Raw genomic sequence first — 26,619 nt, forward strand, 5'->3', positions numbered from 1 at the left:
GGGCTGACCGCCGGCACCTGTCGCAGCGCCGGAACTGCACCTGGCGTAGGCCGCCGGTTCAGTCGGTGGCGTTGGCCGCTTCGACGATGAGCTTGGTCACCACGCCGGGCTGGCTGGCCATGACGCTGTGCGATGCGCCGCTCACCTCGACCACCTTGCGGGCACCGGCCCGCTCGTACTCGAATCGCTCAAGCTCCGCCGGAGGTCGCCGAGAAGGGTCACCGCACGTTTTGGACGCGCATTCCCTCTTGGCCAACCCGAATTCACTGCGTCCCTCTACCTTGCCATCGGATCACGACCGAGAAACACCTGGTCATACGTGAAGAGATGAGGATCGATGGCAATAAGCAAGCGGGTGGGCCTGAGTGCGGCGGTGGCCGCCCTGACCCTGACGCTGCCGGGCGCCGCGTCCGCAGCCGAGCGGAGCACGTGGGACCGGGCGGAGTTGCTGAACTTCGCCGCACTGCCGGCGACCACCTTTGTTCCCGGGAGCGAACCGTCCGGCTCGTCGCTCGGCACTGCCCCCATCAACGGCATCGTCCCGCCGTTCGCCGACCAACCGATCCAGGGATTCAGCGGCGTCCTCCGCAACACCGACGGCACCTTCGACGTCCTGTCCGACAACGGCTTCGGCAACAAGGCCAACAGCGCCGACTTCCTGCTGCGTGTCCAGCGGGTCGCGCCCGACTTCACCAACGGCGCCGTCGACGTGGTCGGTGGCATCAACCTGACCGACCCGTACGGCAAGGTGCCATTCCCGCTCACCCGCGCCGACCGCGTGCTGACCGGCGCCGACTTCGACGTCGAGTCGATCACCCGGACGGCCGACGGCACGTACTGGATCGGTGACGAATTCGGCCCGTACCTGCTGCACTTCGACCGGGCGGGCCGCCTACTGCAGGCGCCGGTGGCGTTGCCGAGCGTGTTCGCTCCCGAGAACCCGACCCGCGGCACGACCCCGGCCAACCTCGCCAGCAGCAAGGGCTTCGAGGGCATGGCCCAGTCGCCGGACGGCGGCACGCTCTACCCGCTGCTCGAGGGCACGGTCGCCGGCGACCCGGCGGGCACCCTGCAGCTCAACGAGTTCCACGTCAAGACGAACACGTACACCGGTCGGCGCTGGACCTACGCGCTCGACGCTCCTGGGCACGCGATCGGCGACGCGATCATGGTCGATCGCGACCGCTTCCTGATCATCGAGCGGGACAACGGCCAAGGCGCCACGGCGAAGATCAAGAAGATCTACCTCGCCGACAAGCGCGACCGGGACCGAAACGGCCGCCTCGACAAGACGCTGGTCGCCGACCTGATGAACATCGCCAACCCGCGGCACGTCGGCGGGTTCGAAGGCACCTTCACGTTCCCGTTCCAGACCATCGAGGACGTGGTGATCCTCGACGACCGCACGCTCGCCGTCCTCAACGACAACAACTTCCCGTCCTCCGCGGGCCGGACAAGCGGACAGGCGGACAACAACGAGTTCATCCTGATCAAGCTGGACCGCGGCCTGGACGCGGACAGGCGCATCCTGCGTCGCTTCTGACCGGATGCCAGGGGTGGGCGGCCCGATCCGGCGCCCACCCCGTACCGGGCGACCGCAAGTCGGACGCCACCTCCTGATCTGCGCCGCCGCCGCGCCGCCTCGGAGCGGCCCGGCAGGTCATCCGCCCCACAGTCTTGAAGCCGACGGAGACCATCCACTGGTCGCGGGTGTTCCAGCGCAAGACGGCGGTGTGGCCCAGCGCCACGTCGTCGAAGTCGATCACCACCTCGTCGGTGTGTTGCTTGTTCTACCTGCCGACGTCGGGTTTGTTCGCGCACGCCGGTGCGGCGACCGGGACGATGTACTCCTCCGTTCACATTCGCGTGAAGATCGGGCCACCTCCACTCCCTAGTGTTTGCGGCCCGCACCGACCGCTGCCGCACCCCTGACCGCGGCAACCCGCGGCTCACATATTGGCTGGAGGCCATCCATGCGTCCCGACGGGACCTCGTCACGTTCCATCTCCGAGCTAGCCCAGCACCGCCTGTCCCGCAGGACGGCGCTGGCCGGCGGGCTCGCCACCGCCGCCGCATCGTTCTTCGGCACCGTGGCCCGGCCCGAGGCAGCGGCGGCCGCCGAGGCGGGAGCCACGGTCGGCGGTCCCGGCATGCGGCGGCTGCTCGGGTTCCCTGCGATCCCGCCGAGTGTCGCCGACCAGGTCGTGCTGCCGCCCGGATATCAGTACCAGTTGCTGTTCCCCTGGGGACACCCGATCGTGCCGTCCGGGCCCGCGTTCACCGAGGACGCCAGCAACAGCGCAGAAGAGCAAGCCCAACAGGCGGGTGACCAACACGACGGCATGTGGTTCTTTCCACTCAAGGGCAAACGCTCCGGTCTGCTCTGCGTAAACCACGAGTGCACGACTGAGCAACTGCTGCACCCCGACGGCCGGGCCAACTGGTCGCCGGAGAAGACCGCCAAGTCGCTCGCCGCGCACGGCGTGTCGGTCATCGAAATCGAGCAGGACCGCGACGGCCAGTGGCACCTCGTCGAGTCGAAGTTCGCCCGCCGGGTGACCATGACCACTCCTGCCGAGATCACCGGTCCCGCCGCCGGGCACCCACTGCTGCGCACCAGCGCGGACCCCGACGGCGTCCGGGTGCTGGGCACCCTGAACAACTGCGCCAGCGGACCAACCCCTTGGGACACGTACCTGACCTGCGAAGAGACGATCAACAAGTACTTCTACTTCGGCCAAGAGCCGCCGCCGGCCGGCTCAGCCGAGGACCGGTACGGCATTGGATCGGAGAATCCATACCCGTGGCACACCACGGACGCCCGATTCGACATGAGGGCGGAGCCGAACGAGTACAACCGGTTCGGCTGGGTGGTGGAGATCGACCCCTTCGACCCTTCGTCCACGCCAAAGAAGCGGACCGCGCTGGGGCGCATGGAGCATGAGAACGCCGTCGTCGTGCGCGGCAGCCGCGGCGAGGCCGTCGTCTACATGGGCGACGACACACAGTTCGACTACTTCTACAAGTTCGTGGGCGCGGAGTCGATCAACAAGGCACGCAAGCACGGACGCAGTCCCCTCGACGATGGCACCCTTTACGTCGCCCGGTTCGAAGAGGACGGCACTGGCAGGTGGCTGCCGCTGGTGCACGGCGAGCCGGGCCTGACAGAGGCCGACGGGTTCGCCGACCAGGCCGAGGTGCTGATCCACACGCGCCTCGCCGCCGACGCGGTCGGAGCGACCCCGATGGACCGCCCGGAGTGGTGCACCGTGCAGCCCGGAACCGGCGCGGTGTTCTTCACCTGCACGAACAACACCGCCCGAACCGAGTCGGTGAACGCGGCCAACCCACGGCTGAACAACCGCTTCGGGCACATCATGAAGATCGACGAGGGTGGCGACCCCAGCACGGAGAAGTTCGCCTGGGACGTCTTCCTGCTCGCCGGGGATCAGGCCAGCGGCGCCACCGTTCCCGCGGATCAGGCGTTCGGCTCGCCCGACGGCCTCTGGTTCGACGCTGCGGGGCGACTGTGGATCCAGACCGACGGCACCCAGCCGATGGTCAACGGCGCCCCACAGAACAACCAGATGCTGGCGGCCGACCCCGACACCGGCGACATTCGGCGGTTCCTGGTCGGCCCGCCGCGCTGCGAGGTCACCGGAATCACCTCCACACCTGACGGCCGGTCGCTGTTCGTGAACATCCAGCACCCCGGTGACTCGGGCACGCCCGCGAACCCTCGCGTGAGCTCGAACTGGCCTGATTTCAGCGCCACCGGCCGTCCCCGGTCGGCCACGATCGTCATCACCAGGGAAGACGGGGGTGTGGTCGGCGCCTGACTACACCCCAGGCACGCTCTCCAACCCGATGCCGGGTCCGTACACGCACGGACCCGGCACTGAGCGCCCCCAGCACCCCGTCTTCCGTCAGCGTGCGCTGGCCCGGCCGACGCCCTCGTGCACCCGCACCGGGCGGCCGATGAGCTCGCGCAGCGAACTCTCGTCGACGTCGTCGAGCCGCTACAGGCAGAGGCATCCCTACCCGCACGAGATCGTCAGCCCCAAATGCAGCGAAGCCCGCTACCGGATACTCCGGCAACGGGCTTCCTACCTGCAAATACTTGGCGGCGGGCGATACGGGGATCGAACCAGTGACCTCTTCGTTGTGAAGCAGGACGTCGCACCGACTCTGACCTGCGACGTGTTGCAGGCCGAGGGAGTGTCAAGTTAACGGCCCTGTCTCACTTTCGGTGGTGACGGAGGGTACTGCTATCCGAGGAGGATGCGGTGGCGAAGCAGGGTGAAGCCCGCTCGTCCGTGCATTTGACGTGCGATCCGTTTGGTCTTGGTGTTGACGCCTTCGGTGGGGCCGTTGCTGTAGGGAAGCGTGAGCGCGGCGTTCACGGCGTCGCGGTCCCGTTCCAGGCCCCTGGTGAAGGCGTGCAGATGAGGTAGATCGACCGCGCGGACCTGGACGATCCAGAGTGAGAGCCGGTCGGCGTTTCCCGGCTGAGGCGTCAGGAGCTCGGCGAAGCCCCCGACAACGGCGGCCAGTTGGGTCATCTCTGGGCAGGCTGCGGTGAGCCGTGCCAGTAGATCTCGATGCTCGGGCTTGAGGTTGTCGGGCCTGGTAAGGATCATCCGGGCGAGCCGGCGCGGGGAGATGTGGCTGCGGTCGACGTCCGCGCGGCCTTGGCTGATGTACTTGTGCAGGAGGTTGAGGCAGCCGGTGAAGCCGAGGGCCTTGATCTCTTCGAAGAGGTGCTTGACGGGGACGCCGGGGTCCTCGGCTCGACGTTTACGCAGGTATTCGCGGTAGGGATCGACGAGGCTGGCACGGTACTTGGGGACGCGGAGCATACGCTCGGGCCGGTCGGCTCGCGCGTAGCGCTTGACGGTGTTCAGGGCCAACTGCAGACGGCGGGCGGATTCGAGCAGGCCGACGCCCTGGTCGAGCAGGTCATGGACCTGGTGCCAGCGTTGCAGGGTCGTCTGCGCGCGGGGCCCGTCGTAGATGGGTGCGTCCAGTACGGGGGCCCAGCAGGTGCTGTGCGCCTTTACCTCGCTGAGGGCCGCTTCGCACAGGTTGTGCCATAGATGCCACCTATCCGCGACCTGCACCGCGTTGGGCAGGGCGCGGCGAATGGCCTCGGCGTAGGTGGCCGAGCCGTCGCGGCACACGACCTCGACGCCGGGATGTGCGCGCAGCCACGCCTCCAGCGTGTCGGCGGTGCGGTCGGGCAGTACCTCGATCCGCTCATGGGTCTCGGCGTCGATCACCACGGTGGCGTAGTGGTGCCGCCGGCGCAAAGCAAAATCGTCAACGCCGATCACACGGGGCATCCGCCCGGTGGGCAACGGGATGCGCAGCAGGGCGCGCAGGGCCGTGTGACGGGACAGGCCCATGGCGAGTATCGCCAGCAAACGCGACCCTGCCCGGCCTGCTAACTCCTTGACCACGGCTTTGACCTGCCTGTTCAAACGGGCCGTGCGGCGCTGGTATCGCTCCAGCACCCCGGAAACCTGTTCGCGGAAGGTGTGGCGGCAGCCGCGCGTGGGGCACACCAGACGCCGGACCCGCACGCGGACCACCACCCGGCGCCCGTCGACCGGAACGTCGGCCACCGTCCGCCAGTGATAGCCGTGGACCCGTCCCGACAAGGCACCGCACATCGGGCAGACCGCGGTTTCCTGCGGCGTCCGGGCCCGCACCACGATCCGCTCACCCTCGTCGACCACGTCCTCGATGACCAGCGGGGACAACCCCGAGAACACCGTCTGCACAAGCTTATTGACGTCCTCCACATAGGAGCAACGAGAGCCCGCCACCCTCCGTCACCACCGAATGTGAGACAGGGCCGTTATTTGTACAGTCCCTTTCCCCACTGAACGCCCGGACGGCGGCAGGCCGTGCACCTGACCTTGGCCGGCTCTCGAGGGCCGCCCGAGTCCGACGCCGACATCAGCATCCTCCGTGACTGCCACGTCTTCCGCATTTGATGACCAGTGCTAGCGGTACCTGATTGACGGCAGCGCAGCCAGGCAGCTCGCGTGATCAGCGGCAGATCCGGACGCCGGCTCGATTCGTTGATTGATCACCGATGGGAGGATCGGCGGTGTGATCGAACTGCCTGAGGGATCTTGGTGGGATTGGGACGCGCTGCACTTCGACGGCTCCCAGCTTCGGTTGGCCGCGGGACACGACCTGACCTACCACCACGGTCTGGAGGTGGTCTTCACCGACGTCGCATACCTGGCCTGCCCGACCCAGTTCCGGGATCCTCGGTTCCGGGAACCCACCCTCGACGAGCGCGCACTCGTGCGTCGGCACGTCGGTGAAGAACCACCAGTGATCGTTGCCTTCGACGTCGACGCACCGGCCGGCGGTGATCTTCTTACCTGCCTCGTCGCAGCAGGGGCGGTTGAGGTGGTACCCGGCCTGGTCTACCGCTACTGGCGCGACAACCTCGCTGCGGGAGAACGCCTGGCTCCGCACGTACGGCCGCCAGCGCAGTCGTAAGGTCCGCACCTCGCTGGAGCCGCGGGCTGACCAGGTACGACAGGACCCGCGCCGGTAGTCCTTCACCACCAGGATCACGGGTCCGGTCGGCCGCGTGGGTGCTTACCGCCGGAGTGACGAGATGACCTCGACGAGGACATCGGGCGCCTCCCAGTTGAGCAGGTGTCCGGCATCGGGCACGGTCACCAGCCGCGCTCCGGGCACGCCGGCGGCGAGCCGGTGTGAGTGGCTCGGGGGCGTCGAGCGGTCCGCCGAGCCCACCACGACGACGGTCGGTACGGTGATCTCGCTCAGCCGGGGGTAACGGTCCTCTCGGCTGAAGGCCCGCACGATCGGAATGAGCGGCTGGTGGCTCTGACGGACGAAGACGTCCCGGAACACGGAGATCATGGCCGGCGACGGCCGGGTGCCGCACTGCGCGGCTCCGAACAGCACACCACCGGCACGAGTGCGGGCAAGCCGCTGCAGAAGACCAGTTTCCAGCAGCGGAATCTGCAGCCGATTCTGCGGTGCCTGGTCGAGGATGCGGCCCGCCCAGGTAGCGAACAGCACCAGGCCGCGCAGGCGCCGGGCCAGCTCGGGGTGGTCGAGCACAGCACGAATCGCGATGAACCCGCCCATGGAGTGGCCGACCAGCACGCCGTCACGCACGTCGAAGTGCTCCAGAATGGCGGCGTAGTCCGCCGCCATGGGTTTCGAGCCGGTACCGGCGGAACCGAGCGTCGACCGCTCGTGGCCGCGCTGGTCGAAGGCGATGACGCGGTGACCGCGGGCGACCAGGTTGTCCCACACCACATTCCACTCCAGCAGCGAGGCCCCATATCCGTGGGCGAGCACCACCGGCGGGCCGTCCCCGGTCACGATCGCGCGCAGCACCGTTCCGTCCGGACGCGGGACGAGCACCTCCTCGCCCTGCGGCTCCCGAACAAGCCGGTCATACGGCAAGGGGTCCGGGTTGCGTTCGATCCTGGCGACCGCCGCCCGTGCCGCCCCGATGGTCGCGGCACCCAGCAGCGCGACGGCCGTGCCGCCGACGATCCAGGCGCGGTGCATGCTCAACGCCGCCCGAACCGAAGCGGCAGGCTCTCGGGTCCGTGGATGGCGGTGGGGGGACGCCAGGTGACGGGGCCGGCTATCGACGGTGGCGCCAGTTGACTGCTGAGCGCGATCAGCGACTCGGCCATCTCGACGCGGGCGGTCGGTGCGCCGATGCAGTAGTGCGGTCCACCGCCGAAGGTCAGGTGCGGCACCTGCCGGTGGATCGTGATGTCGAAACGGTCACCGTCGTCGACGGCGAGCGGGTCCCGGCTGGCGGCGTGCGTGCCGAGCAGCAGGAAGGTGCCCGCTGGGACGTGGACACCGTGCACGTCGAGGTCCTCGACGGGGAACCGGAAGATCGTCGGTACCGCCGGCGCCCATCGCATGACCTCCTCCACGGCCTGTGGCGCGAGCTCCGGGCGCTTCGCAAGCAGCCGCCACTGGTCGGGGTACTCACTGAACGTCGCCAGCGCCTGACCGAGCTGGTTACGGGTGGTGTCGTGCGCGGCGAACACGAGGGTCAGGGCGAGGTTGCGCAGTTCTTCGGTGCTGAGCCGGTCCCCGCTCTCCTCAGCGGCGATGAGCGCCGACAGGAGGTCGTCCCGCGGCTCGGCGCGGCGCTGCTCGATCAGTGAGTCGACGTACGCACGCAGCCCCACGACGGCCTCCTCCACCCGCGTACGCAGCTGCGGCAGGGTGAAGCTGTAGACCAGTCCAACATCGGTCGACCAGCGGCGGAACAACTCGTAATCGGTCGGTGGGACGCCGAGCAGCGCGCACATCACCCGCACCGGCATCGGGTCGGCGAAATCTGCCATGAACTCGCACTCGCCCCGCTCGGCGATCGCCGCGGTCAGACTCGTCGCGGTGTCACGCATGAACGGCCGCAGGCCCTCGATCATCCGTGGCGAGAACGCCTTGCTGACCAGTCGCCGCAGGCGCAGATGGTCGGAGCCGCGCTGGTGCAGGATCATCGGCACGAACCAGTCGTACAGCGGTCCGTCGGAAATGCCCATCAGCTCCAGGTAGCGCTCGCCGCTCTGCGCCAGCCGCGGGTCGCGGAGCAGTTGGTGCATCTCGGCGTGGCGCAGCACGATGAGTCCCATCGGCGTCATGGCACACCAGTTCGCCTCGCGTGCCGTGGCGACCGCGGGAGAGTCGAACCGAAAGTCCGGCGCGGTGATGTCGAGGAACGGAAGGTCCACGGCGGGGATCGTCGTCATCGTCACTCCTGACCGAATGATCTAGGTACATGAATCGATGCCGTGGTCACGGTAGCCGCACCGCCCCCCTGCGCGACACCCCTTGTAATCAACGTCCCACGATGTGTCACCTTCCTGCCCATGGACGTTGGTGACACGGCTGGGATCTTGAAATAGAGGACCTCCGGGTGGGGTGGAGCTTGTCGAAGATTTCGCACCACCCGGAGGTCCTCGTGCCCCACGCAAACCCACCCCTGACCAATGCGGCAGGCTGCGCCTGGCGCGCTGCGTGGTTGACGATCATTGGCCGTTGCGCGGGCCGCGGAACGGTTCCAGGTCAGCGTGAACACCGGGAAGCGGTGGGACGACCGGTACCGGGCCGAAGCCGCCGCGGGCATGGCCGACAGGTCCAGCAGCCCGCACCGGTCCCCGAACCGGAACCGCCCGCCCGCCCGCCCGAGGAACGCAAGGTGCTGCACCTACGGGTGAAGAAGCGGTGGGGACCAGCGCGGATCGCCGGCCGACTCGGCCTTGCGCGTCAACGTGCCACGCGATCCTGCGCCGCGCCGGGGTAGCTCGGCTGGCCCAGATCCTGACGCTGGCCCGGATCCGGACCACCCTGGCGACGGGCGGGAGCCGGTCCAAGGACGCCGCGGCCGACTTCGTCCTCGTCCGCCTGCCAGCCGCGCACCGCCGGGTGCTGGCCGACGAGGCCCGGGCGATCTATCGCGAGCTCGCCGCCGAGAGCTGGGACGCGCTGCGGGACCGGGTCCGCCGCCACGCCGACCACCAGGTCGCGGAGATCGAGCGGCCGGCGGCGGACCCGTGACCCGGGCTACCGCTCGTCGACCAGGTCGCGCAGCTCACGCAACGCTTCGCGGAGCCGGTCGGCAAACGTGTACATCATGTCGGCGACCGGGCGCGGGGTGCTGAGGTACAGGTTGAACCGGTCCGGCAGCAGCACGTACGCGATCCCGATGCAGCGACTGCTGGTGGCCCCGAACCCGAAGTAGCGGATGCTGGTCGACGGCGCCGAGCTGGTGCTCAGGTAGTCGTCGCGCATCTTGAGCCACCCCGGCGTCTCGTACAGCCGGGACGACTCGGGCACGCCGAGCGCCGCCCCACGCCGCTTCTGGATCAGCTGCAGCTCCCACAGGTGCTGCTCCGGTGCCGCGCCGGCCTGGCACTGCTTCGCCCGTTCGACATGCTTGTCGGCCGCGGCCCGGAACGCCGTCCGACGCTCGTCGGGTGACGCGGCGGGGTCGTCCATCGTGGACACGAACCGCAGCACCTCCGGCGTGACGACGCGCATCGCCTCGGTCCGCCCCCGCAGGTACTGGCGGGTGGCGATGGACTCGTAGGTGGCGCCGATGAAGCCCTTGGCCCGCTTGTGCGCGAGCTGGTATGCCATCTGCACGAACGCGTCCGGCGACATCCGCAGCCGCTTGACCTCGTCCACCCCGAACTCGTCGAAGGACAGGGTCACGGTGGCGGTGTCCGCGCCGTACCGGGCGAACGACCGTGCCGCGGCGGCGATGTCGGCCCGCAGCGCGTCGTCGAGCACGAACGTGACCGGCTCGATCGCCGGCACCCCCTGCGCCGCCGCACCCGACTGCGCGGCGTGCTCCTCGGGCGACCCGGCGAGCATCGTGTCGACGAAGCTGAGGATGGTGGTGCCGTCCAGCCCGCAGTGCTCGACGTTGATGCCGGCCGTGCCGTCGGCGAACACGATGACCGACACCGCCTTGTCGAACCACCGGTTGCCGCTGTCGCCGTGCAGCAACTGGTCGCAGGCCGCCAGGTCGTCGGCCGGCGTCAGGTCCTCCAGGCACACGCAGAACAGCGCCGTCTCGATGGTGTCCAGCGCCGCGGCGTTACCGGGATCCAGTGCCGCCAGCCGGTCCCTGGCCGCCGCCCACTCGGCCCGGGCCATCGTGGTGAGATGACCGGCCGCGGTGGCCGTCGCGGCCCGCGCGGCACCGGCCTTCTGCACCTCACGCAGGCCGGCCGCCAGGTCGTCGAGGGAGTACGGGCGCCCGTCCGGACCGACCACGTCCATCCGGAACGCGTTGCCGCGCTGGAACACCACGATGTGCCGCGCCGTCGACGGGCCCGGCATCTCGTCGCTGTACGGCGCTCGGACGGTGTCCTGCACCGGCCCCGGGATGCGCGTGGTCGAGAACAGGAACTTGTTCTGCTCCATCGACAACGGCTGCCCGCGCGTCACGATCGGCGGGATGCGCTCGTCGTCGAGCTGTGTCTTGTAGTTCACGGCGGCGGCGATGAGCCTCGCCCCGCGCTCCACCTGCGGCTCGGCGAACCCGCGCAACGGCGTGTCGCGGAACAGGAAGATGAAGTTGGCGTTCAACGCGATCCGGTCCCGGCGACCGAGATAGCGCGCCGGCCAGAACGTGTCCAACCAGCTGTGCGTGGCCGGATCCGCGTTGTACCGCACCAGATCGGCATGCAGCTTCGGCCCCGGACCGTCGGCCCGCCCGAACTCCTGCACCGCGGCCTCGGTGTCGGCGAACTCTTCCTCCGTCAGCAGCGGCGCAGACCACTCGAGGAACCGGGCGCAGGTGTCCTCGAGCGCGGGCAACGGCACCCGCGGCAGCGTGTCCTCGTTTTTGAAAGTGTTCACTCGGTCTCCTGGAGTTCGCTGCTCATCGGGCGGCCTTCTGGGTCAACGACTGGTCGACGTCAAAGGTCAAGGGGTCGGGAGTGCCGATGGGCCGGGAAACGTAGAGCTGAGCGTACAACCAGCCGTCGCTCTCCAGACCCTCCGGATCAACGCCGGCGGCGGACATCGTCTCCAGCACCTGCCGCTGTTCCTGGTCGGACGCGAAACGGCGCTGCCGGAACGTCCGGTCCACCCGCACCGTGTCGTAACCGAGGGCCGCGAGGCTGTCGGCGATCGGTTCGAACGGAAACATCCGCAGCGCGAAATGCGCCATCCACGGCAGCCGGTCCCGGCGGGAGTCGACCACGCGCACCAGCGTCCGTCCGGTGACGTAGCCGAGGCATCCGGTGGAGATCACGATGTCGGCACCGGCGAACAGGGCGCGCTGCCGCGCCGTGGGTTCGCGCGCCTCCAGGTCGGCCTGCACGGCGTCGTCGAGGAACCCGGCCGCCGATGCGTACCCCAGCGCCGGCCGGGACACGTCCAGCCCCACGAACCGGGCCGGGGACGGGTGCGCCCGGACCAGCTCACGATCGCGCTCCAGCAGCGCTTGCCGGGTGCACTCGGCGCCGGCGTAGCGGTCGTACAGGTCGTCCATGGTGGTGTCGCAGCGCAGCAGCGCCGCGTTGACGCCGTAGGAGCAGCCGACGTCGACGACGGTCGGGACGGCCACCTGAAGCGATTGGCGGTACTGCCCGATGATTTGCTGGAAATAGGGCTTGGCGAGTTGGGGAATGTAATAGTCGAGCTCACGCAGGGTGGTGAAATAGGCGCGGGGATCGGGTTGCGTGTAGATGCCTTCGAGGGAAACTTTTCCGGTCCGGTCGAAACGCACGGGGGCGGCTCCTCGCGATTACTAATCCAGCAACTGGTCGACTCGCACGGCATTGCGCTCGGCGTCGCGGTGCGCGGGCAGGACCCGGCCGAACAGCTGCCGCGTACGGGCGACGCTGCCCATGACGCCGGGGCGTTCGGAGTAGGCGAAGATCGCTGAGTGCCGGGCGGTGGCGCCGCGCACCGCGCTCACCCGGTGCAGCGAGTACCGGCCCTTGAACAGCTGGAGGTCACCGGGGCGCAGGGTCAGGGCCCGCACCGGCGAGCGGTCGGCGCCGGTGAGCACCGAACGGACGGCGCCGAAGTTCTCCGCGCCCGCCGACCGGATGTTCGGGCAGTACTCGAAGACGCCGCCCTCCTCCGGCTCCTGGGTCAGCATGCTGACGGTGAACTCGTTGGTGTCGAAGTGCCACGGGTGCTCCATGCCGGGCTGCACGACGTTGAGCACCAGGCCGGACAGCGGGTCGGCGAGCTCGTGCAGCTCCGGGAGTTCGAAGCAGGCGGCGACGAAGCGCACGAACGACGGGTCGATGTAGAGCCGGTGGATGACACTGTCGGTGGGGATCCGGTCGCGCGGGACGAACGCGTTGCCGCGCTGCATGACGATGCGGCCCGGGTGCTCGGCCGGCAGGTCGTCGTCCAACGCGATGTTGTAGACGTTGGTCTCCTCAACGTCGTAGTACGCCAGCGGGGCGACCCTGGCGCCTTCCCGCCGCAGCGCCTCCCAGCTGCTCGGCAGAATGAACTCCGGCAGCACGCTGCACCCGAGTTCGCGCAGTTCGGTGCGCGTTCGGGAAACGACGCGTTCCCATGCGTCGCTTCCCGGGTCGGCCAGTGGATAGCGCGCGGTGTCCACGATATGCATTTGGACGGATCCCTTCTTCAATGTGGCGGCATGAAGAAATGGGGAATCCTAACAAGATTCACCGGCGTCTAGCCCCATGTTGGTTATATTGTTCACAGCGCCGCGGCCGGAGCGCGGCCCGCTGGACCAGCCCAACTACTGGTAGTCCGCCCGGGTGCCGCCCCGGGGCCGGCCGACAGTCATGGCGCGTCCCGTCGTGCGCCCGAGGCGCTACCGGGTGGCCAGTTCACACTGAGCATGCCTGCCTGCCGCCTCCATGTTTGTCGACACGCTGGATCAAGCCCTCGGCCAGCCTCGGGTCATGACGGCCGTCGCCAAACTGCCAGTTGTGCACCTCGATGTCGGCGTACCGGTCCGGGGTCAGCACGGCGCGCGCCTTGTCCGGATCCGACGCCCGGACAAGCACCGCCGTACCCAGCCAGGTGGCGCCGTCGTCGGACAGCAGCGGCCCGTACGCGATCAGCTCGTCCCGGTCGGGCGGCACCGCGAGGTCGGCGGCCTGCCCCGCGCCGAGGCCGAGCACCAGGTACCGGTTACCACCGGTCCGGCCTCCGGGGAAGTCCCACATGGTGCGCCCCAGCATGTTGCGCCACCGGCGCAGCAGCACGTCCCGGTACACGCCGGCCTGATAGTTGGGCTCGTCGAAAGCGAACGCGCGCGCGGCGGCGGGATCGGGCAGGTCGACGATGTGCACGCTGCCGGTGGGCGTGTCGCCGTCGTCGGCAAGGGTCGGGCCGCGAGCGATCATTTCTCTCGAGTACCGGTCCATGTAGGACCAATGCTCGTCGAGCAGCTCGTCGCGCAGCGCCACCGAGCTGGGCCGGTCGCGGTGGTAACAGAAGAACTCCATGCCCCAAAGTCTGACCTCCATGCCAAGGCACCGACGCGGACGGGTACAACTCGCCCGTGTCACGGTCCCGACAAGGTCGCGAGAGGTCTGATTGATCCCGAGCGGGTCAACGCTCACGATCGCCGGCAGGACCGTCGCGTCTGTCATGCCACGCGACGCATGGTCGGAGGCAGCTTCGGATGAGGGCCGGGGTGGGCTCCCCAGCCCACGCCCGCCCAGCAGTCAAACACCGACCAGCAGATGACGTTCCGGAACTGCTGGTCGTCGAGCACGAGCTCGCGAATCGCCTCCGGGAGGTGGTCACGCTGCCATCGGCACTCGAGTCGCCCTGCGGCATCGCTCTCGCCTTCCGGCGCGGCAGCGTACGCGGCATGCCGTGCTGCCTGACGCAGGTCTCTGGCCGCGCCCATTGCATGCCGCCCGCCGCGCGAGCCTGCATCATCTTGACCTCACCACGCACCCAGGCGCGGGCGTGCTCGATCGCTTCACGTGGTCGTGGGTCCTCAGGCTGAACCGACTCGAACAGGTGAGGGACGTGCTTCGCGCATGACGCCGCCCAAAGAGCGAGGAGGCATTCAATGGCGCGCCGACAAGCACGGGCGGGCAGTTCTCCGCTGCCCGCCCACGTCGAACCATCAGGGTCGGTCGAGCACCGCGAACGGGCCAGCGCCCTCGCCGCAGTCGACGGCCGCGATCCGGCGCCGCAGCACGAATGTCTCGCCCGGTGCGAGGGTCACCTGCCGCTGGCTCATCACCCATTTGTAGGCGGCACCGTTGCCGGGTCTCGAACTCCCCTGGCTTCAAGGCTGTCGGCCTTCCGGAGGCATCGGCTCGACCCGGAACCCGCCCCTGCCGTCGAACCGGACTTCGTACAGCCGGTCGAATCCATCGACATACCGTGGGCGCCGCAGCCGCTTGAGCGTGTCATACACCCCGACGTCCGGCACGCGGCTCCGGCCCTCACGCGCGGCATTCCGGTCGAGGGCCGCAGGCAGATCGGGCGGGAACCAGTATCCGACCGTCACCGCGCCGTGGACGCGGGCGGCCTCGATCAGCGGTTCCCACTCCTGAGGTGAGGGGTTGGTGTTGTCCACCACGACACAACGCCGCGCGGCCAGGGCCTCATGGACCAGACGCATCTGACGGCGCTGAGGGTGGCGGGCGTTCCGGAAAGCGTCCTTGCTGACCACCAGGTGATCGTCAGCCAACATCCGATGGCAGAAGGTGGTCTTGCCCGATGCCTGCAACCCGATCAGGATCGCCAGTTCCAGCTCGTCAGCCACAGACCGTCACCGCCGGCCCCGGTACGAACGATCGCGCACGTCAGGGTGTCCGGCAAGGTACTCCGCGAACGTGATCGTCCCGATCGCCCGGTCCGGGGCGAGGTGCGCGCCGGCCCGGTAGGCGCGGAAGGTCCTGCCCGGCAAGCGCACCGGTAGCAGCAGCCGCCGGCGATCAGGCACGGGCCACCTCCTTCCACGTTGTCACTGTCAGGAACGGGCGAGACCTGCGACAGGTGACAACGGGCTGCATCTTGTCGTACCGATGGCCGAGTGATGCGCTACTCGATGGTGGCGAGCGCGCCTTCGGCGAGCACGTACGCCGTCTTGACCTCGTCGGGCACACCGGGAACCTTCAGCCACTCCGGCTCCAGCCGATCGGCCCAGCCGACGATCTCCGTCGGGCACCACCCAGCCGTACGACCGGGACAAGGACTCCCTGGACCGTGATCCGTCCTTCCTGGTGGCCGCCGCGACCTCCGGCAGCTGACCGGCCGCAGCGCACCCCGCCCGCCCCGAGCTGTCGCCACGCGCGTCCGCCGTCGGCTACCCCGCCGCGAGCCGGCCCGCCGCCGCCGTGGCGACCATCCGCGCGTACGTCTCGTCCCGGTCGGGCGAGAACATCACGGTGCCGACCAGGTCGCCGACCCGGACCACCGCGACGAGCGTCACGATCGGATCGGCGGCAAGCGTCTCACCCTCGTAGTGCCACTGCTCCTCGCGGACGAGCAGCGCCTCGTCCCCGGCGAAGCCGGTGCCCACGACGGTGAACCTGCGGGGCGCCGGACCTCCGGGCGCGGTCGACGGTGTCGCCGTGCCGGCGCAGGTCGCCAGCACGTGACGTACGTCGTCGAGCGCCCGCGGGCCCCACCCGCCCGCATACCGGTGCAGGTGTTCGTAGACGTACCCGGCCGACCCGGTGGCGTACCCGGTGAAGTCGAGGTCCGCCTGCCGGCGCAGAGACGGGTAGTCGGAGCTGCGGTAGGCCGCGCACAGATCGGCCCAGCGCCACGTGTCGCCGGAGAACGGTTCGCTGGGCAGCTGCTTCCGCCACGCACCCGGCCCGAGATCCGCTGGCCGGAGCATGCGGGTGCTCAGGTCCGCCGCGCCGGGGTCGGGCCTGCCGCTGCCGTTCGGGCTCGGCGGGGCGCTCGTTGCCGGGGTCGTCGGGCTCGGCGCCACGCTCGGCGACCCGGTGCCGCTCGGCGCCACGGTCGTCCGGCTGGCGCCGGGGGTAGGCGAGCCGTCGCCCGGCCCGAGGTTCGCGGCCCAGCCGGCCCCCGCCCCCGCCACGGCGACGGCGACGACGGCCAGGCCGGCTACGACCGCCTGGCGCTGCGAGCGCTGCCGTCCGCGACGGCGGACCGCCTCGGGGAACGCGAACGGCGCCGGCGGCTGCTGCCCCCGCAGCGGCGCGAACGTGCTCTCGAATCCGTCAGACATTGTGCGCCTCCGAAGGTGTCGCCTCGAGCAGGTTGGCGAGCGCTCGCCGGCCGCGGGACAGGCGGGCCTTCACGGTGCCCTCGGGCACGCCGGTCTCCCGCGCCACGTCGGCCACCGGCAGACCGACCAGGTGGTGCAGCACCAAGGCGGTCCGCTGAGCGGGCGGCAACTGGGCGAGCGCGCCGACCAGCGCGACGCTGTCCGGGTTGGGGCCGGGCACGTCCTGCGGCGGGCCGGCCCGACGGTAGGCATTCAGCGCCGAACGGGCCCGCCGCCAGCGACTCACCGCGACGCGGCGGGCGACCGTCCGTACCCAGGCCTCCGGATCGGCGTACTCGCCGACCGTCGACCACCGCTGCCAGGCCCGGGCGTACGCCTCGTGCACCACGTCCTGCGCCTCGGCGGCGTTGCCCGTGAGGGCGTACAGGCAGTCGTAGAGCCGCTGCCTGCTACCTCGGTAGAACGCGTCAAAGCTCTCCTCGCCTGACATGCGTCCCCTCCCTCCCCGCCTGGTCGTACCCCTAGTCACGCCGCACCCCCGCCGGCGGTTGCCTGCTGGGCAGTGGTTTCGCTCCGGAGCTGGCCGGGGGGGTACGCAGTGTTCCGGAAGCACGGACACGAAGCTCATCCGGGGGTGGCGCGTCGACGGGCAGCGGCCGCGCGGTAACCGCCACGACCGCGTGGTGGAATTCGACATCGCCGCGACCGTTACGACGATCCACGGCCGTCGCGGCGGCGAGGGAAGACCGCTACTCCTCCTGCACGGCATACCCGAGGCCCACCCGTATGCCCTCACGTGGCACCGCGACTCGCCGAGCGATTCACCGTGATTGCCACCGATCCCAGTAGTAAAGGAGGCCCCGGGGACTTCCCCGAGGCCTTCCGTCTCCTCTGGACGGGCTACTCGTGGGCCGGAGTCAGGTCGTCCTCGTCGACGAGGTAGCCCAGCTCGATCAGCTTCCGCACCGAGTTGAGGATTGCGTCCCGGCCCTCCCGGCCCTCGCCGTCGATCAGCACCCGCGTCTTGTGGGGGAGGTCGCGAAGGCTGTACCTGAACCCCGCCGATCCGGCCACGCCCGCACGCAGCTCCGACCGTTACATCAGCAACTTCGTCGACAGCGGCGTCAACCCGCGCCAGCTGGTGCTCGGAGCTTCCTTCTACAGTCACGGTTGGACCGGCGTCACCAACGCCAACAGCGGACTGTTCCAGGACGCCACGGCCGGCACCAGGCCCGCCGCTGACGACTACCGGAACATCGTTAGCCAACGCTCAGGGGCCGGTCTGACAGGCGGGACGCGGGTCGGAGGGATGGGCTGCGTCGCGGCGAGAGATTTTTCCGGGGCCGTGTCGATCCGCAGGCCGCTCGTTCGACGTGGGGGTGCGAGGGCCGAGGGGCGGCCCCGCCGGATGAGGAGAACGCGATGCCGCAGTACATGCTGATCATGCGGGGCACCGATGAGACGAACGCGGCGATGATGGCCAACGTCGACGAGATGATGGTCGCGACCCGCCTGTTCATCGAGGAGACGGCCAAGGCCGGCGTTTACGTCGCGGCCGAAGGGCTGGACGATCCGGGCCAGGGCGTCGTGGTGCACTTCAGCGACGAGGCCCCGGTGGTCACGGACGGGCCGTACGGAGAGACCAAGGAATTGTTCGGGGGCTTCTTCCTGCTCGATGTCGCCTCGAAGCAGGAGGCGGTCGAGTGGGCCAAGCGGGTCCCGTCGGTCCCCGGGTCCAAGATCGAGATCCGGCGGGTGCCCGGGGAGGACGAGGTCCCGCAGGACAACGGGAAGTTCGTCAAGGAAGGGGCCTTGCGCGAGAGCAGCGGCCAGATCTGATGGGTACGGCCGACGTCGAGGCCGTCTGGCGGATCGAGTCGGCGCGGATCGTCGCCGCGCTGACCCGGTTCACCGGCGATTTCGGGCTGGCCGAGGACGCGGCCCAGGAGGCGGTGGCTGAGGCGCTGGTGTCGTGGCCGCGTGCCTCTCCGGCCAATCCGGCCGGCTGGCTGATGGCCACGGCCCGGCGGCGGGCCATCGACGCGATCCGCCGCCGGACGGCGCTGCAGGACCGGTACGCCCTGCTGGCGGCCGGCCCGGCGGTCGATGACGAAATCGACCCCGACAGGATCGACGACGACGTACTGGCGCTGATGTTCGTCAGCTGTCACCCGGTGCTCTCCCGCGAGGCCCGGGTGGCGCTGACTCTGCGCGTGGTCGGCGGCCTGTCCAGCGAGGAGATCGCCCGCGCGTTCCTCGTACCCGTGCCGACCGTGCAGGCCCGCATCACCCGGGGCAAAAAGACGATCGCGGCGGCCGGGGTGCCGTTCGAACTGCCGGCGGCCGGCGAGCGCCGGGAACGGCTGGACGCCGTGCTCAGCGTCCTCTACGTGATCTTCACCGAGGGGTCGACGGCCACGTCGGGCGACCGGCTGCTGCGCCCCGACCTCGCGTACGAGGCGATCCGACTGGCCCGCACGCTGGCCGCGCTGCAGCCGGACGAGCCGGAGGTGCACGGCCTGCTCGCGCTGTGCGAGCTGACGGCCGCACGCTTCCCGGCCCGGACCGGCCCGGACGGGGCACCGATCCTGCTGGAGGACCAGGACCGGCGGCGGTGGGACGTCTCGGCGATCCGCCGTGGGCTGGCCGCGCTGGCCAAGGCCTCGACTCGCGGCCTCGGCCCGTACGGCCTGCAGGCCGCGATCGCCGCTGCCCACGCGTCGGCGCCCTCGGTCGAGGCGACCGACTGGGACCGGATCGTGGTGCTCTACGAGGCGCTCGGCCGGGTCGCGCCCTCCCCGGTGGTCGAGCTCAACCGGGCCGTCGCCGTGGCCATGGCCTCGGGTCCAGCGCAAGCCCTGGCCATCGTGGACGACTTGATCGCCTCGAACCGACTCCCCGGCTCGCACCTGGTCCCGACCGTACGCGGAGAGCTGCTGACCCGCCTCGGCCGGCGACCGGAGGCACGCGCCGAGCTGGAGCTGGCGGCCCGGCTGTGCGCCAACCAGCGCGAACGCTCAGTGCTCCTGCGCAAGGCAGCCGCGCTGGGCTGACTCCCCAGCTCGGTCAGCCAGGATCCGAGCAGATGCGTTGTTTTCCTTCCCCGCTTCGGCATCCGCCTGCGATCCGATTCGTCGATCTTGGCCGAAGCGGCGTTCTGCTCCAGCTGCCACAACGCCATGGCTTCCCACGGAGCACGCGGGGGCCTTCCGGCACGACGACCAGGTCCTCATCTTCACCAACGGAACCGGCGAGCCGATCCGGCGGGGCGCCTTCCGCAGCCGGGTGTGGAAACCGTCCTTGCAACGGGCTGGCCTGCCGGCGGCCCTGCGCTTCCACGACATCCGGCGCTCCTACGCCACCTGGTTGGTGTCCGACGGCGTCCCTATCAACGACGTGGCGAAGGTGATGGGACACGCCACCACGGGGCCAGCCGCCTCCCGGCGTCGGAAGACGTGACTTGGGCCGCGCGGCGTAGGTAGTAGCGCGGCCCAAGCCCGCCTGGCCACCTCCAACGACCACCACGTCACACGATCCGGGCATGCTCGCGCCTCGCTCCGTCCCCCGAATCATCATGCCGAGTGGCCCAAGATCCCGACACGCTGGACCGACGCAGACACTCGCCCGTCCCGGCGACGGACACGGCCGGGACGAGTTAACACTGCTCCCTACCCGCGAACGGGCGGTGACCCGGTCCTGGTTCCACCGGACTATTGATGGTGTTGGTGCAACGATGCAAGACGTGGGAGCTGCGAAAACTGCTATGCCTGCTATCTCGCCGCTGGCTGGCGAGCCGATCAAGCGTGCCGATGCCGAGCGGCTCGCGGGAGTGCTGAAGGCATTCGCCGACCCGGCCCGGCTGCGACTGCTCAGTCTGATCCAGTCCGCTCCGGAGGGCGAGGCGTCCGTCAGTGACCTCACCGCGCCGCTTGGTCTCTCCCAGCCGACCGTGAGTCATCACCTTCGGATCCTCACCGAGGCCGGCCTGCTCGAGCGCGACAAGCGGGGCGTCTGGGCGTACTACCGCCTGGTGCCGTCCGCGATCGCGGCGATCGCCGACCTGTTGACGCCGCCCCGCAAGCGGGCGACGAAGAAGGCCCGCTGAGCGGCACTGCGAAGGCCGGCGCCGGTGCAGGATTCCCGGGCCGTAGGTCGGCAGACCCCGAAGTCGTCGAGGTGGTGGCGGCGCAGTGGGTTCCACTTAAGCGTGAAGTGCTGGTTGGTGCGGAAGTCGGTGCCAGCCGCATGAGCGGCCGTGGCGCGCCAACGTCTTGGCGGGGAAGCTGAGGTGGCCGGCGAGGACGCCGCCCGGCTGCTGGCCACGGCCACGTGCAGGTGGAGCAGTCCCGGCCGCAGGCCACCGACCACCGGTCCCCGCGTCAGGCAGCCGGGCGCGGGGACCGACTGCCCTGCAGACCAGTACCAGCAGTCCGACCTGGCAACGGACATGATGTTGCTGTCCGCGCCGTGGCACGTCGCTGGCCCTCACGACTCAACCTCGCTGACGGCCGGCGCCGCGCTCCTGGTTCGGCTCGTGCGCCGTGAGGTTGTCCTCCAGTTGGTGCATGACCCGGAGCGCTTCGCGCTGTTCAGCCGGGGTCATGTCGCCGACCGTACGGCGTTCGAGGTCTTCCCAGATGCGTTCCACCTGCTTGCGGAGGACGAGGCTGGCCGGGGTGGGTTCGACGCGGGTGGCGCGGCGGTCGTCGGGATCGGGGACGCGGCGCACGTAGCCGGCCCGTTCGAGGCGCTGCACGGTGCGGGTCATGCTGGCCGAGTCGGTGTCGAACTCGTCAGCGAGGTCGGTCTGCCGCTGCGGCCCCGACTCCCACAGTCGCTTCATCAGCAGTTCCTGGCCGGGGTGGAGCCCGACATCGCGGAGCAGTTGGCCGGCGAGCATTCGGTGGGTGCGGGCCAGCCGGAAGATCGCGTGGCTGATCGGCCCGCCCGCCGCGACGCCGGGCGGCTGCCGCTCGACCGGCACGTCCTCTGCGCTCATGCCTACCAGATTAGCTGTTCGGGTCAGATGTGGCAGCAGTCACCTGCTGCTACAAGAAATATTCTGGCTGTACCGAGCATTTACCTGTCTAGGACAGCTAATCTGACGTCGACGGGAGTTGCCACATGTCCATAGCATTCGAACCAGTCACCATCGGCCGCCACATGGCCGGCAGCCGGGTGGTGATGGCCCCGATGACCCGCAGTCGGGCGTACGGGCCCGGAACCAGCCCGACGGAGCTGATGGCGACCTACTACGCCCAGCGCGCCGGCGCGGGGCTGATCATCACCGAGGGCATCCAGCCGTCGGCGGTCGGGCAGGGCTACCCGGACACCCCGGGGCTGCACACCGCCGAGCAGGTCGCGGCGTGGCGGCCGGTGACCACGGCGGTGCACGATCGGGGCGGGCTGATCTTCGCGCAGCTCATGCACACCGGCCGGATCGGCCACCCCAGCGTCAACGAGCAGGAGCTGACGCCGGTCGGCCCGTCGCCGGTGAAGGCGGCCGGCACGGTGTTCACCCGAGACGGCTTGAAGGAGTTCGTCACGCCGCGGCCGCTGGACCGCGCCGGCGTCGCGCAGACCATCGACGCCTTCGCCGCAGCGGCCCGCAACGCCGTCGCCGCCGGCTTTGACGGGGTGGAGTTGCACGGCGCCAACGGGTACCTGCTGCACCAGTTCCTCTCCACCAACGCCAACCAGCGCGAGGACGAGTGGGGCGGCAGCGTCGCCGGACGCATCCGGCTCACTGTCGAGGTTGCGCGGGCCGTCGCCGACGCGATCGGCGCCGACCGGGTCGGGCTGCGCATCTCCCCCGCCAACCCCTACAACGACATCGTCGAGGAGGGGCACCGGGAGACGTACCTGGCGCTGCTCGGCGCGCTCGACCCCCTCGGCCTCGCCTACCTGCACGTCGCCGAGGGACCGGACACGGAGTTCACCGGCCACCTGCGCCTGCGGTGGAACGGTCCGTTGATCCTCAACCCGTATACACCCGGGGCGTACACCGGGCCGGAGGCGCTCAAGCTCGTCGAGACCGGCGCCGCCGACCTGGTCTCCTTCGGCGCCCTCTTCCTGGCCAACCCGGACCTGCCCGACCGGCTCCGCACCGGCGGTCCCTTCAACGTCCCCGACTACGGCAGGGCCTACGGCGGCGACCACCGCGGCTACACCGACTACCCCACTCTCACCGACGAAAAGGAGACAGCGATGAAGGCCATCACACTCGACACGTTCGGCGGCCCCGACGTGCTGCACATCGCCGAGGTGCCGCTGCCGGCGCCAGGCCCGGGCCAGATTCGGGTCCAGGTCCGCGCCGCCGGGGTCAACCCCCTCGACGGCAAGATCCGCAGCGGCGCGATGGAGGCGCTCTTCCCGACCCCGCTGCCCGCCGTGCTCGGCATCGAGCTGGCCGGGGTGGTGGACGCGCTCGGCGACGGCGTGACCGATGTCGCCGTTGGCGACCGGGTCTTCGGCTGGGCCGACGCGCCGACCGGCTCGTACGCCGAGTACGCCCTCGCCACCACGTACGCCCGGCTCCCTGACGGCCTGGACTTTCCCGCGGCGGTGACCCTGCCGGTAGCGATCGAGACCACCAATCGCGTGCTCCACCAGCTCAAGGTCACGTCCGGGGAGACCCTGCTCGTGCACGGCGCGAGCGGTGCCGTGGGCCAGGTCGCCGTGCAGGTCGCCATCTCCCGCGGAGCCACGGTGATCGGCACCGCCAGCGAGAAGAACCATGGTCGCGTACGCGCCCTCGGCGCCGTCCCGACCGTTTACGGGCCCGGCCTGGTCGACCGGGTACGCGCCCTCGCCCCCAACGGCGTCGACGCGGTGCTCGACACCGCCGGCAAGGACGCACTGCCCGACTCGATCGAGCTACGCGGCGGCACCGACCGCATCATCACCCTCGCCGATCCCGACGCATACCGCCTCGGTGTCGCCTTCGCCACCGGCCCGGACCAGCGCTCCGCCGACGATCTCGCCGCCTTCGCCGACCAACTGGTCCGAGGCAAGGTGAGCACCCACGTCGCGGCGGTCTACACGTTCTCCCAGGCGGCCGAGGCACACCAGCTCAGCGACGGCGGCCACGCCGGCGGCAAGGTGGTCCTGGTTCCGTGATCCATTACGGACGCCGCTGTTCGTCCATACCGGAGGACGCCGCCTAACCGGGCGAGTTCCGCGACTCCGAGGCCCACACGGTCCGGCGGGACCGGTCGTCCTGGCCAACCTCCGGCCAGAACGACCGGTCCCGCCGCCACAGAGCGGCCCGACACGAAAGCCCGCAGGTCGACCGCGCCGCCCGTGACCGTCCAGCTTCCCGACGATCCGTTCGTCAGCCTCGAGCTCGTACACGATCCCGCGAGACCGGTTGAGGACACCGGCGCCGTCAACCACCTCGTCGTCCAAGTGGACGACCTCAGCGCCACGATCGCCGATCTGGCAATCAGGGGCGTCATGGCCGAGCCGCCGACGGAGCTGGGGCCGGGGATGCGGACGTCATGGCTCACCGATCCCGACGGCTACCGGATCGAGCTCGTGCAGTGGCCACCCGAGCATCCGGCCGGCATGACGGCGGCCGATTTTGCCTGACCGGTCTGGCCGAACACGAATCGTGGCCGGCTTCATCCCGCTCGGCCTCCTGCCGTTGCACCTCGCGCCGCCTCCGCCACAAGACCGACCGGTCTCGATGAGCATCGGCACCGCCACAGCCGCACACAAGCGACGCGCCCGACTTGGAGGTGAGCGGCTACCGCCGGCAGCCGGGGAGCGCGGTCTGCGGCAAATGAGTTCACCAAAGCTGGAGCAGCCCACGTTTGGCCATGTAGTCTCGCAACGTCTCGGCGTCCTCGGCGGACATCAAGCGGCGTGGGATCACGGTCGCCGGCATCCGGCCGACGTACACGATCCAGAACTCAGGGGTGTCCCTTACCTGGGTGACCCCGTCCCAGGCGATGCCGCCGGACTCCGAGCCGCTGCGCATCATGATGTTGTCGTCGGTGATGTCGTAGGCGCCGTCGACAGCGTAGCGACTGGAGCGGCGCCGGGCGCGCAACCGCAGCCACGGCGAGTACAGCATCGACAGCAGGCCACCCACTACCATCGCCATGCACAGCGGCGAGATCTGATCGGCCCACGGGAACCCCCGCAAGACGGCGAAACCGATCGCCCCGACCGCCGCCAGCACCGCGCCGACATAGCGGTACCTGCGCAGCCGAACACTGCTGAGCGCAGCGGCCACGCGGCCTGGGTAGGCGGGATCGGCTGGGACGTCAAAACGGATGTGCACGCCAGAACGATAGTGCCCCCACCTGCCCCCGGGCAGCGCCTGACTCGCCCCCCGCTGGCCGGATCGTCGGGGGCCGCCCGTTGTCAGCGGCAGATCAGTACACCTGACCTTCGTCGACGCCCAGCCATGGGTAAGGCAATGCGCCCGGCAGCTATCCGAACGCATTGACATCGGCAGGGTCGCCACCGGCCGTCTCCAGCCGGTGGCGTCGGCGGCGATCAGTTTCCTGATCAGAAGGGGGGTGCGTCCTCGCCCATCAACGCCAGCACGACGCCTCCCTTCCCGCCCTTGAGGCTCTGGACCACGACCTTGCCGGTGCTGCCGTCGGGCAGCTCCAACGTAAAGGTCTTCCCGACCGCGTTTTTAGGGCCATTGCCGGCGCTGTTGGCGGGTCGGAAGTCGCCTGCCCACGGCGGGGTCCCACCCTTGCGGGCGGGCTCGGCGAAGAGCGCGGCGGTGCCGGGGGTCCTGGTGCCGTCCGAGGAGAGAAGCACTGAGGCGCTGCGATAGGTAGCCATATACGCCAAGGCTATCCCGGACTGCGCTCGTTCGCGCCACGACAACTGCTCCGTAACGCGAACGGCCACGGGGAGCGGCCCTGATCTGCTCTCACCCCTTGGGTTGACCGTGCGTTGGCCGCGGCGCGAGCTAGGCCCCGGTCGCCGAACCTGCAGCTTCGGCGGCCGACAGCCCGCCGGCTCGGCCGACGTCTCGCCACCGCGTCCGCACTTGTCCGCACCAGGCTCAGACGCCTCGCAGGTTGTCGGCGCGCACGATCGGCGGCAGAAGAGTAAGCAGGTGATCTGACAAAAAATCGATGTTTGCCGAGACCCAAGGGCCGTACTACGTACGACGTGGTCGGGTGTCGAGCAAGCCGGCTCCCGCCTCCACCTCTGCTCAGATACAGTGACGCGCCATTACCCGGAGGTACGAACGTATGCCTAGTCCCACTAAGCGACTGATCACGAGGATCAGACGCGACTTCCCGGCCCCAGGCAGCTCAGACGAGGTCATCCGGTGGCTCACCCAGTTGCCGTCGGATGCGTACGGACGTCAGGATCCGGAGCGCGTGCAGACCGCCCTGGTGCTCGCGGCGTCGGGCCAGTGGAGTCAGTTCGTCGCCGGGATAGAACTGCTTCGGGTGGATTGGCGGGATGTACTCGTGGCGGGCGGTCTTGCTGAGGGTGACTGGCCGGAACGTCTCAATGTGGAACTCCCCGATCAGGACAGCGTGGACTGACAGCCAGTGCCCCTTCGGCAGCACCTGCCACGCGCCGGTTCCGCCGGCTGAGGCGTACTCATCTCGGAAGACCGTGCGCGGAGCGCCACCGCGCCCGTCACGTACCGTGACGCGCGGATCGCGGCATGTGAGCGGATATCGGCTGGCGAGGCGTGCGGCCAGTGGGCCATGGTTAGGGCGTGATCGTCATCCAGCGGGTACGCGTGCGATGGAGCGTGGCTGGGCGCGGCGCTCCACAGGCCGACGCCCGTCGAGGACTCAACCGGCCGGTGACACTTCCTGCGCTGCTGCCCGCAGGCGACGTCGTAGTCCATGACGTCCTGGCCGATGAGGCCGCCGGCTACACACGTCGCGGCGAGGTGCTGACCGGCGGCGTGAGCA

The 26,619-nt window shown here is 69.7% G+C and carries 25 protein-coding genes and 4 pseudogenes; 14 read left to right on the plus strand and 15 right to left on the minus strand.

Features of this window, described 5'->3' with window-relative positions; all coding sequences use genetic code 11:
- Window positions 1-337: 337 nt before the first annotated feature.
- On the plus strand, window positions 338-1,543 hold the full coding sequence (locus tag M2302_RS28570) for an esterase-like activity of phytase family protein (RefSeq protein ID WP_280840920.1): 1,206 nt from the start codon (window positions 338-340) through the stop codon (window positions 1,541-1,543).
- Between the two features lie 430 nt (window positions 1,544-1,973).
- Window positions 1,974-3,839 carry a PhoX family phosphatase gene (locus M2302_RS28575; RefSeq protein ID WP_280840921.1) on the plus strand — a complete coding sequence of 622 codons (1,866 nt, stop codon included), beginning with the start codon at window positions 1,974-1,976 and terminating at the stop codon, window positions 3,837-3,839.
- 429 nt (window positions 3,840-4,268) lie between these two features.
- On the opposite strand, the gene M2302_RS28580 is transcribed toward M2302_RS28575, so the two are convergent.
- Window positions 4,269-5,774, minus strand: a complete 1,506-nt coding sequence (locus M2302_RS28580) for an ISL3 family transposase (RefSeq protein ID WP_280840945.1) — start codon at window positions 5,772-5,774, stop codon at window positions 4,269-4,271.
- Between the two features lie 343 nt (window positions 5,775-6,117).
- Between M2302_RS28580 and M2302_RS28585 the strand changes: the two genes are divergently transcribed.
- Window positions 6,118-6,519 carry a hypothetical protein gene (locus tag M2302_RS28585; RefSeq protein WP_280840922.1) on the plus strand — a complete coding sequence of 134 codons (402 nt, stop codon included), beginning with the start codon at window positions 6,118-6,120 and terminating at the stop codon, window positions 6,517-6,519.
- 102 nt (window positions 6,520-6,621) lie between these two features.
- On the opposite strand, the gene M2302_RS28590 is transcribed toward M2302_RS28585, so the two are convergent.
- Both M2302_RS28590 and M2302_RS28595 read right to left on the minus strand, forming a co-directional pair.
- The gene (locus M2302_RS28590) at window positions 6,622-7,572 is read right to left on the minus strand and encodes an alpha/beta fold hydrolase (RefSeq protein ID WP_280840923.1); all 951 of its coding nucleotides are present in this window, start codon (window positions 7,570-7,572) and stop codon (window positions 6,622-6,624) included.
- 2 nt (window positions 7,573-7,574) lie between these two features.
- The gene (locus tag M2302_RS28595; RefSeq protein WP_280840924.1) at window positions 7,575-8,780 is read right to left on the minus strand and encodes a cytochrome P450; all 1,206 of its coding nucleotides are present in this window, start codon (window positions 8,778-8,780) and stop codon (window positions 7,575-7,577) included.
- 250 nt (window positions 8,781-9,030) lie between these two features.
- Here M2302_RS28595 and M2302_RS28600 point away from each other — a divergent pair.
- Together M2302_RS28600 and M2302_RS28605 are read left to right on the plus strand one after the other, a co-directional pair.
- Window positions 9,031-9,342: pseudogene (locus tag M2302_RS28600) on the plus strand (leucine zipper domain-containing protein); the annotation flags it as partial.
- 9 nt (window positions 9,343-9,351) lie between these two features.
- Entirely contained in the window at window positions 9,352-9,588 is a 237-nt protein-coding gene (locus M2302_RS28605) for an aminoglycoside adenylyltransferase domain-containing protein (protein ID WP_348529472.1), read from the plus strand.
- Between the two features lie 6 nt (window positions 9,589-9,594).
- Here M2302_RS28605 and M2302_RS28610 read toward each other — a convergent pair whose 3' ends face one another.
- The 9 genes and pseudogenes from M2302_RS28610 to M2302_RS28645 form a co-directional block, all read right to left on the minus strand.
- Window positions 9,595-11,400 (minus strand): choline/carnitine O-acyltransferase, encoded by a 1,806-nt coding sequence (locus M2302_RS28610; RefSeq protein WP_280840925.1) that lies wholly within the window; start codon window positions 11,398-11,400, stop codon window positions 9,595-9,597.
- 22 nt (window positions 11,401-11,422) lie between these two features.
- Window positions 11,423-12,274, minus strand: a complete 852-nt coding sequence (locus M2302_RS28615) for a hypothetical protein (RefSeq protein WP_280840926.1) — start codon at window positions 12,272-12,274, stop codon at window positions 11,423-11,425.
- A gap of 21 nt (window positions 12,275-12,295) precedes the next feature.
- A complete protein-coding gene (locus M2302_RS28620; protein ID WP_280840927.1) occupies window positions 12,296-13,138 on the minus strand; it encodes an arpA protein in 843 nt (280 codons plus the stop codon).
- 226 nt (window positions 13,139-13,364) lie between these two features.
- The gene (locus M2302_RS28625; protein ID WP_280840928.1) at window positions 13,365-14,009 is read right to left on the minus strand and encodes a YciI family protein; all 645 of its coding nucleotides are present in this window, start codon (window positions 14,007-14,009) and stop codon (window positions 13,365-13,367) included.
- Window positions 14,010-14,206: 197 nt separating this feature from the next.
- Window positions 14,207-14,559: pseudogene (locus M2302_RS33195) on the minus strand (putative immunity protein); the annotation flags it as partial.
- Window positions 14,560-14,788: 229 nt separating this feature from the next.
- Window positions 14,789-15,271: an ATP-binding protein gene (locus M2302_RS28630; RefSeq protein WP_280840929.1), complete on the minus strand. Its 483-nt coding sequence runs from the start codon at window positions 15,269-15,271 to the stop codon at window positions 14,789-14,791.
- Between the two features lie 6 nt (window positions 15,272-15,277).
- Window positions 15,278-15,451: a hypothetical protein gene (locus M2302_RS28635; protein WP_280840930.1), complete on the minus strand. Its 174-nt coding sequence runs from the start codon at window positions 15,449-15,451 to the stop codon at window positions 15,278-15,280.
- Window positions 15,452-15,814: 363 nt separating this feature from the next.
- Entirely contained in the window at window positions 15,815-16,711 is an 897-nt protein-coding gene (locus tag M2302_RS28640) for a hypothetical protein (protein ID WP_280840931.1), read from the minus strand.
- Window positions 16,704-17,201 carry a SigE family RNA polymerase sigma factor gene (locus tag M2302_RS28645; protein WP_280840932.1) on the minus strand — a complete coding sequence of 166 codons (498 nt, stop codon included), beginning with the start codon at window positions 17,199-17,201 and terminating at the stop codon, window positions 16,704-16,706. The genes M2302_RS28640 and M2302_RS28645 overlap by 8 nt, the downstream gene beginning before the upstream one ends.
- Window positions 17,202-18,133: 932 nt before the next feature.
- Between M2302_RS28645 and M2302_RS28650 the strand changes: the two genes are divergently transcribed.
- The 4 genes from M2302_RS28650 (at window position 18,134) to M2302_RS28665 (ending at window position 20,816) form a co-directional block, all read left to right on the plus strand.
- Window positions 18,134-18,550 (plus strand): YciI family protein, encoded by a 417-nt coding sequence (locus M2302_RS28650; RefSeq protein ID WP_280840933.1) that lies wholly within the window; start codon window positions 18,134-18,136, stop codon window positions 18,548-18,550.
- Window positions 18,550-19,764 (plus strand): DUF6596 domain-containing protein, encoded by a 1,215-nt coding sequence (locus M2302_RS28655; RefSeq protein WP_280840934.1) that lies wholly within the window; start codon window positions 18,550-18,552, stop codon window positions 19,762-19,764. Before M2302_RS28650 ends, M2302_RS28655 begins: the two co-directional genes overlap by 1 nt.
- 37 nt (window positions 19,765-19,801) lie before the next feature.
- Entirely contained in the window at window positions 19,802-20,170 is a 369-nt protein-coding gene (locus M2302_RS28660) for a tyrosine-type recombinase/integrase (RefSeq protein WP_280840935.1), read from the plus strand.
- A gap of 274 nt (window positions 20,171-20,444) precedes the next feature.
- Window positions 20,445-20,816 carry a metalloregulator ArsR/SmtB family transcription factor gene (locus M2302_RS28665; RefSeq protein WP_280840936.1) on the plus strand — a complete coding sequence of 124 codons (372 nt, stop codon included), beginning with the start codon at window positions 20,445-20,447 and terminating at the stop codon, window positions 20,814-20,816.
- A 387-nt stretch (window positions 20,817-21,203) separates the two neighbouring features.
- Here the strand turns inward: M2302_RS28665 and M2302_RS28670 are convergent, their stop codons facing one another.
- Window positions 21,204-21,710 (minus strand): MarR family winged helix-turn-helix transcriptional regulator, encoded by a 507-nt coding sequence (locus M2302_RS28670; RefSeq protein WP_280840937.1) that lies wholly within the window; start codon window positions 21,708-21,710, stop codon window positions 21,204-21,206.
- Window positions 21,711-21,835: 125 nt separating this feature from the next.
- On the opposite strand from M2302_RS28670, the pseudogene M2302_RS33200 reads away from it, so the two are divergent.
- The 3 genes and pseudogenes from M2302_RS33200 to M2302_RS28680 form a co-directional block, all read left to right on the plus strand.
- Window positions 21,836-22,810 (plus strand): annotated as a pseudogene (locus M2302_RS33200) (alkene reductase); the annotation flags it as partial.
- Window positions 22,811-22,918: 108 nt separating this feature from the next.
- Entirely contained in the window at window positions 22,919-23,830 is a 912-nt protein-coding gene (locus tag M2302_RS33205; protein WP_348529473.1) for an NADP-dependent oxidoreductase, read from the plus strand.
- A gap of 183 nt (window positions 23,831-24,013) precedes the next feature.
- Window positions 24,014-24,301, plus strand: a complete 288-nt coding sequence (locus M2302_RS28680) for a VOC family protein (RefSeq protein ID WP_280840939.1) — start codon at window positions 24,014-24,016, stop codon at window positions 24,299-24,301.
- Window positions 24,302-24,500: 199 nt separating this feature from the next.
- On the opposite strand, the gene M2302_RS28685 is transcribed toward M2302_RS28680, so the two are convergent.
- Together M2302_RS28685 and M2302_RS28690 are read right to left on the minus strand one after the other, a co-directional pair.
- Entirely contained in the window at window positions 24,501-24,998 is a 498-nt protein-coding gene (locus tag M2302_RS28685; RefSeq protein WP_280840940.1) for a YcxB family protein, read from the minus strand.
- Between the two features lie 230 nt (window positions 24,999-25,228).
- On the minus strand, window positions 25,229-25,516 hold the full coding sequence (locus tag M2302_RS28690) for a hypothetical protein (protein ID WP_280840941.1): 288 nt from the start codon (window positions 25,514-25,516) through the stop codon (window positions 25,229-25,231).
- Between the two features lie 551 nt (window positions 25,517-26,067).
- On the opposite strand from M2302_RS28690, the gene M2302_RS28695 reads away from it, so the two are divergent.
- A complete protein-coding gene (locus M2302_RS28695; RefSeq protein ID WP_280840942.1) occupies window positions 26,068-26,238 on the plus strand; it encodes a hypothetical protein in 171 nt (56 codons plus the stop codon).
- Window positions 26,239-26,417: 179 nt separating this feature from the next.
- Window positions 26,418-26,619 (plus strand): annotated as a pseudogene (locus M2302_RS28700) (hypothetical protein); the annotation flags it as partial.

It is taken from the genome of Micromonospora sp. A200 (genome assembly GCF_029893845.1).
Classification (GTDB): domain Bacteria; phylum Actinomycetota; class Actinomycetes; order Mycobacteriales; family Micromonosporaceae; genus Micromonospora; species Micromonospora purpureochromogenes.

Excerpts from the sequence above, each read along its gene's own strand:
- M2302_RS28570 (WP_280840920.1), top strand. The coding sequence starts at position 338 with ATGGCAATAAGCAAGCGGGTGGGCCTGAGTGCGGCGGTGGCCGCCCTG.
- M2302_RS28575 (WP_280840921.1), top strand. The coding sequence starts at position 1,974 with ATGCGTCCCGACGGGACCTCGTCACGTTCCATCTCCGAGCTAGCCCAG.
- M2302_RS28590 (WP_280840923.1), bottom strand. The coding sequence starts at position 7,572 with ATGCACCGCGCCTGGATCGTCGGCGGCACGGCCGTCGCGCTGCTGGGT.
- M2302_RS28595 (WP_280840924.1), bottom strand. The coding sequence starts at position 8,780 with ATGACGACGATCCCCGCCGTGGACCTTCCGTTCCTCGACATCACCGCG.
- M2302_RS28620 (WP_280840927.1), bottom strand. The coding sequence starts at position 13,138 with ATGCATATCGTGGACACCGCGCGCTATCCACTGGCCGACCCGGGAAGC.
- M2302_RS28625 (WP_280840928.1), bottom strand. The coding sequence starts at position 14,009 with ATGGAGGTCAGACTTTGGGGCATGGAGTTCTTCTGTTACCACCGCGAC.
- M2302_RS28640 (WP_280840931.1), bottom strand. The coding sequence starts at position 16,711 with ATGTCTGACGGATTCGAGAGCACGTTCGCGCCGCTGCGGGGGCAGCAG.
- M2302_RS28645 (WP_280840932.1), bottom strand. The coding sequence starts at position 17,201 with ATGTCAGGCGAGGAGAGCTTTGACGCGTTCTACCGAGGTAGCAGGCAG.
- M2302_RS28650 (WP_280840933.1), top strand. The coding sequence starts at position 18,134 with ATGCCGCAGTACATGCTGATCATGCGGGGCACCGATGAGACGAACGCG.
- M2302_RS28655 (WP_280840934.1), top strand. The coding sequence starts at position 18,550 with ATGGGTACGGCCGACGTCGAGGCCGTCTGGCGGATCGAGTCGGCGCGG.
- M2302_RS28665 (WP_280840936.1), top strand. The coding sequence starts at position 20,445 with ATGCAAGACGTGGGAGCTGCGAAAACTGCTATGCCTGCTATCTCGCCG.
- M2302_RS28670 (WP_280840937.1), bottom strand. The coding sequence starts at position 21,710 with ATGAGCGCAGAGGACGTGCCGGTCGAGCGGCAGCCGCCCGGCGTCGCG.
- M2302_RS33205 (WP_348529473.1), top strand. The coding sequence starts at position 22,919 with ATGAAGGCCATCACACTCGACACGTTCGGCGGCCCCGACGTGCTGCAC.
- M2302_RS28690 (WP_280840941.1), bottom strand. The coding sequence starts at position 25,516 with ATGGCTACCTATCGCAGCGCCTCAGTGCTTCTCTCCTCGGACGGCACC.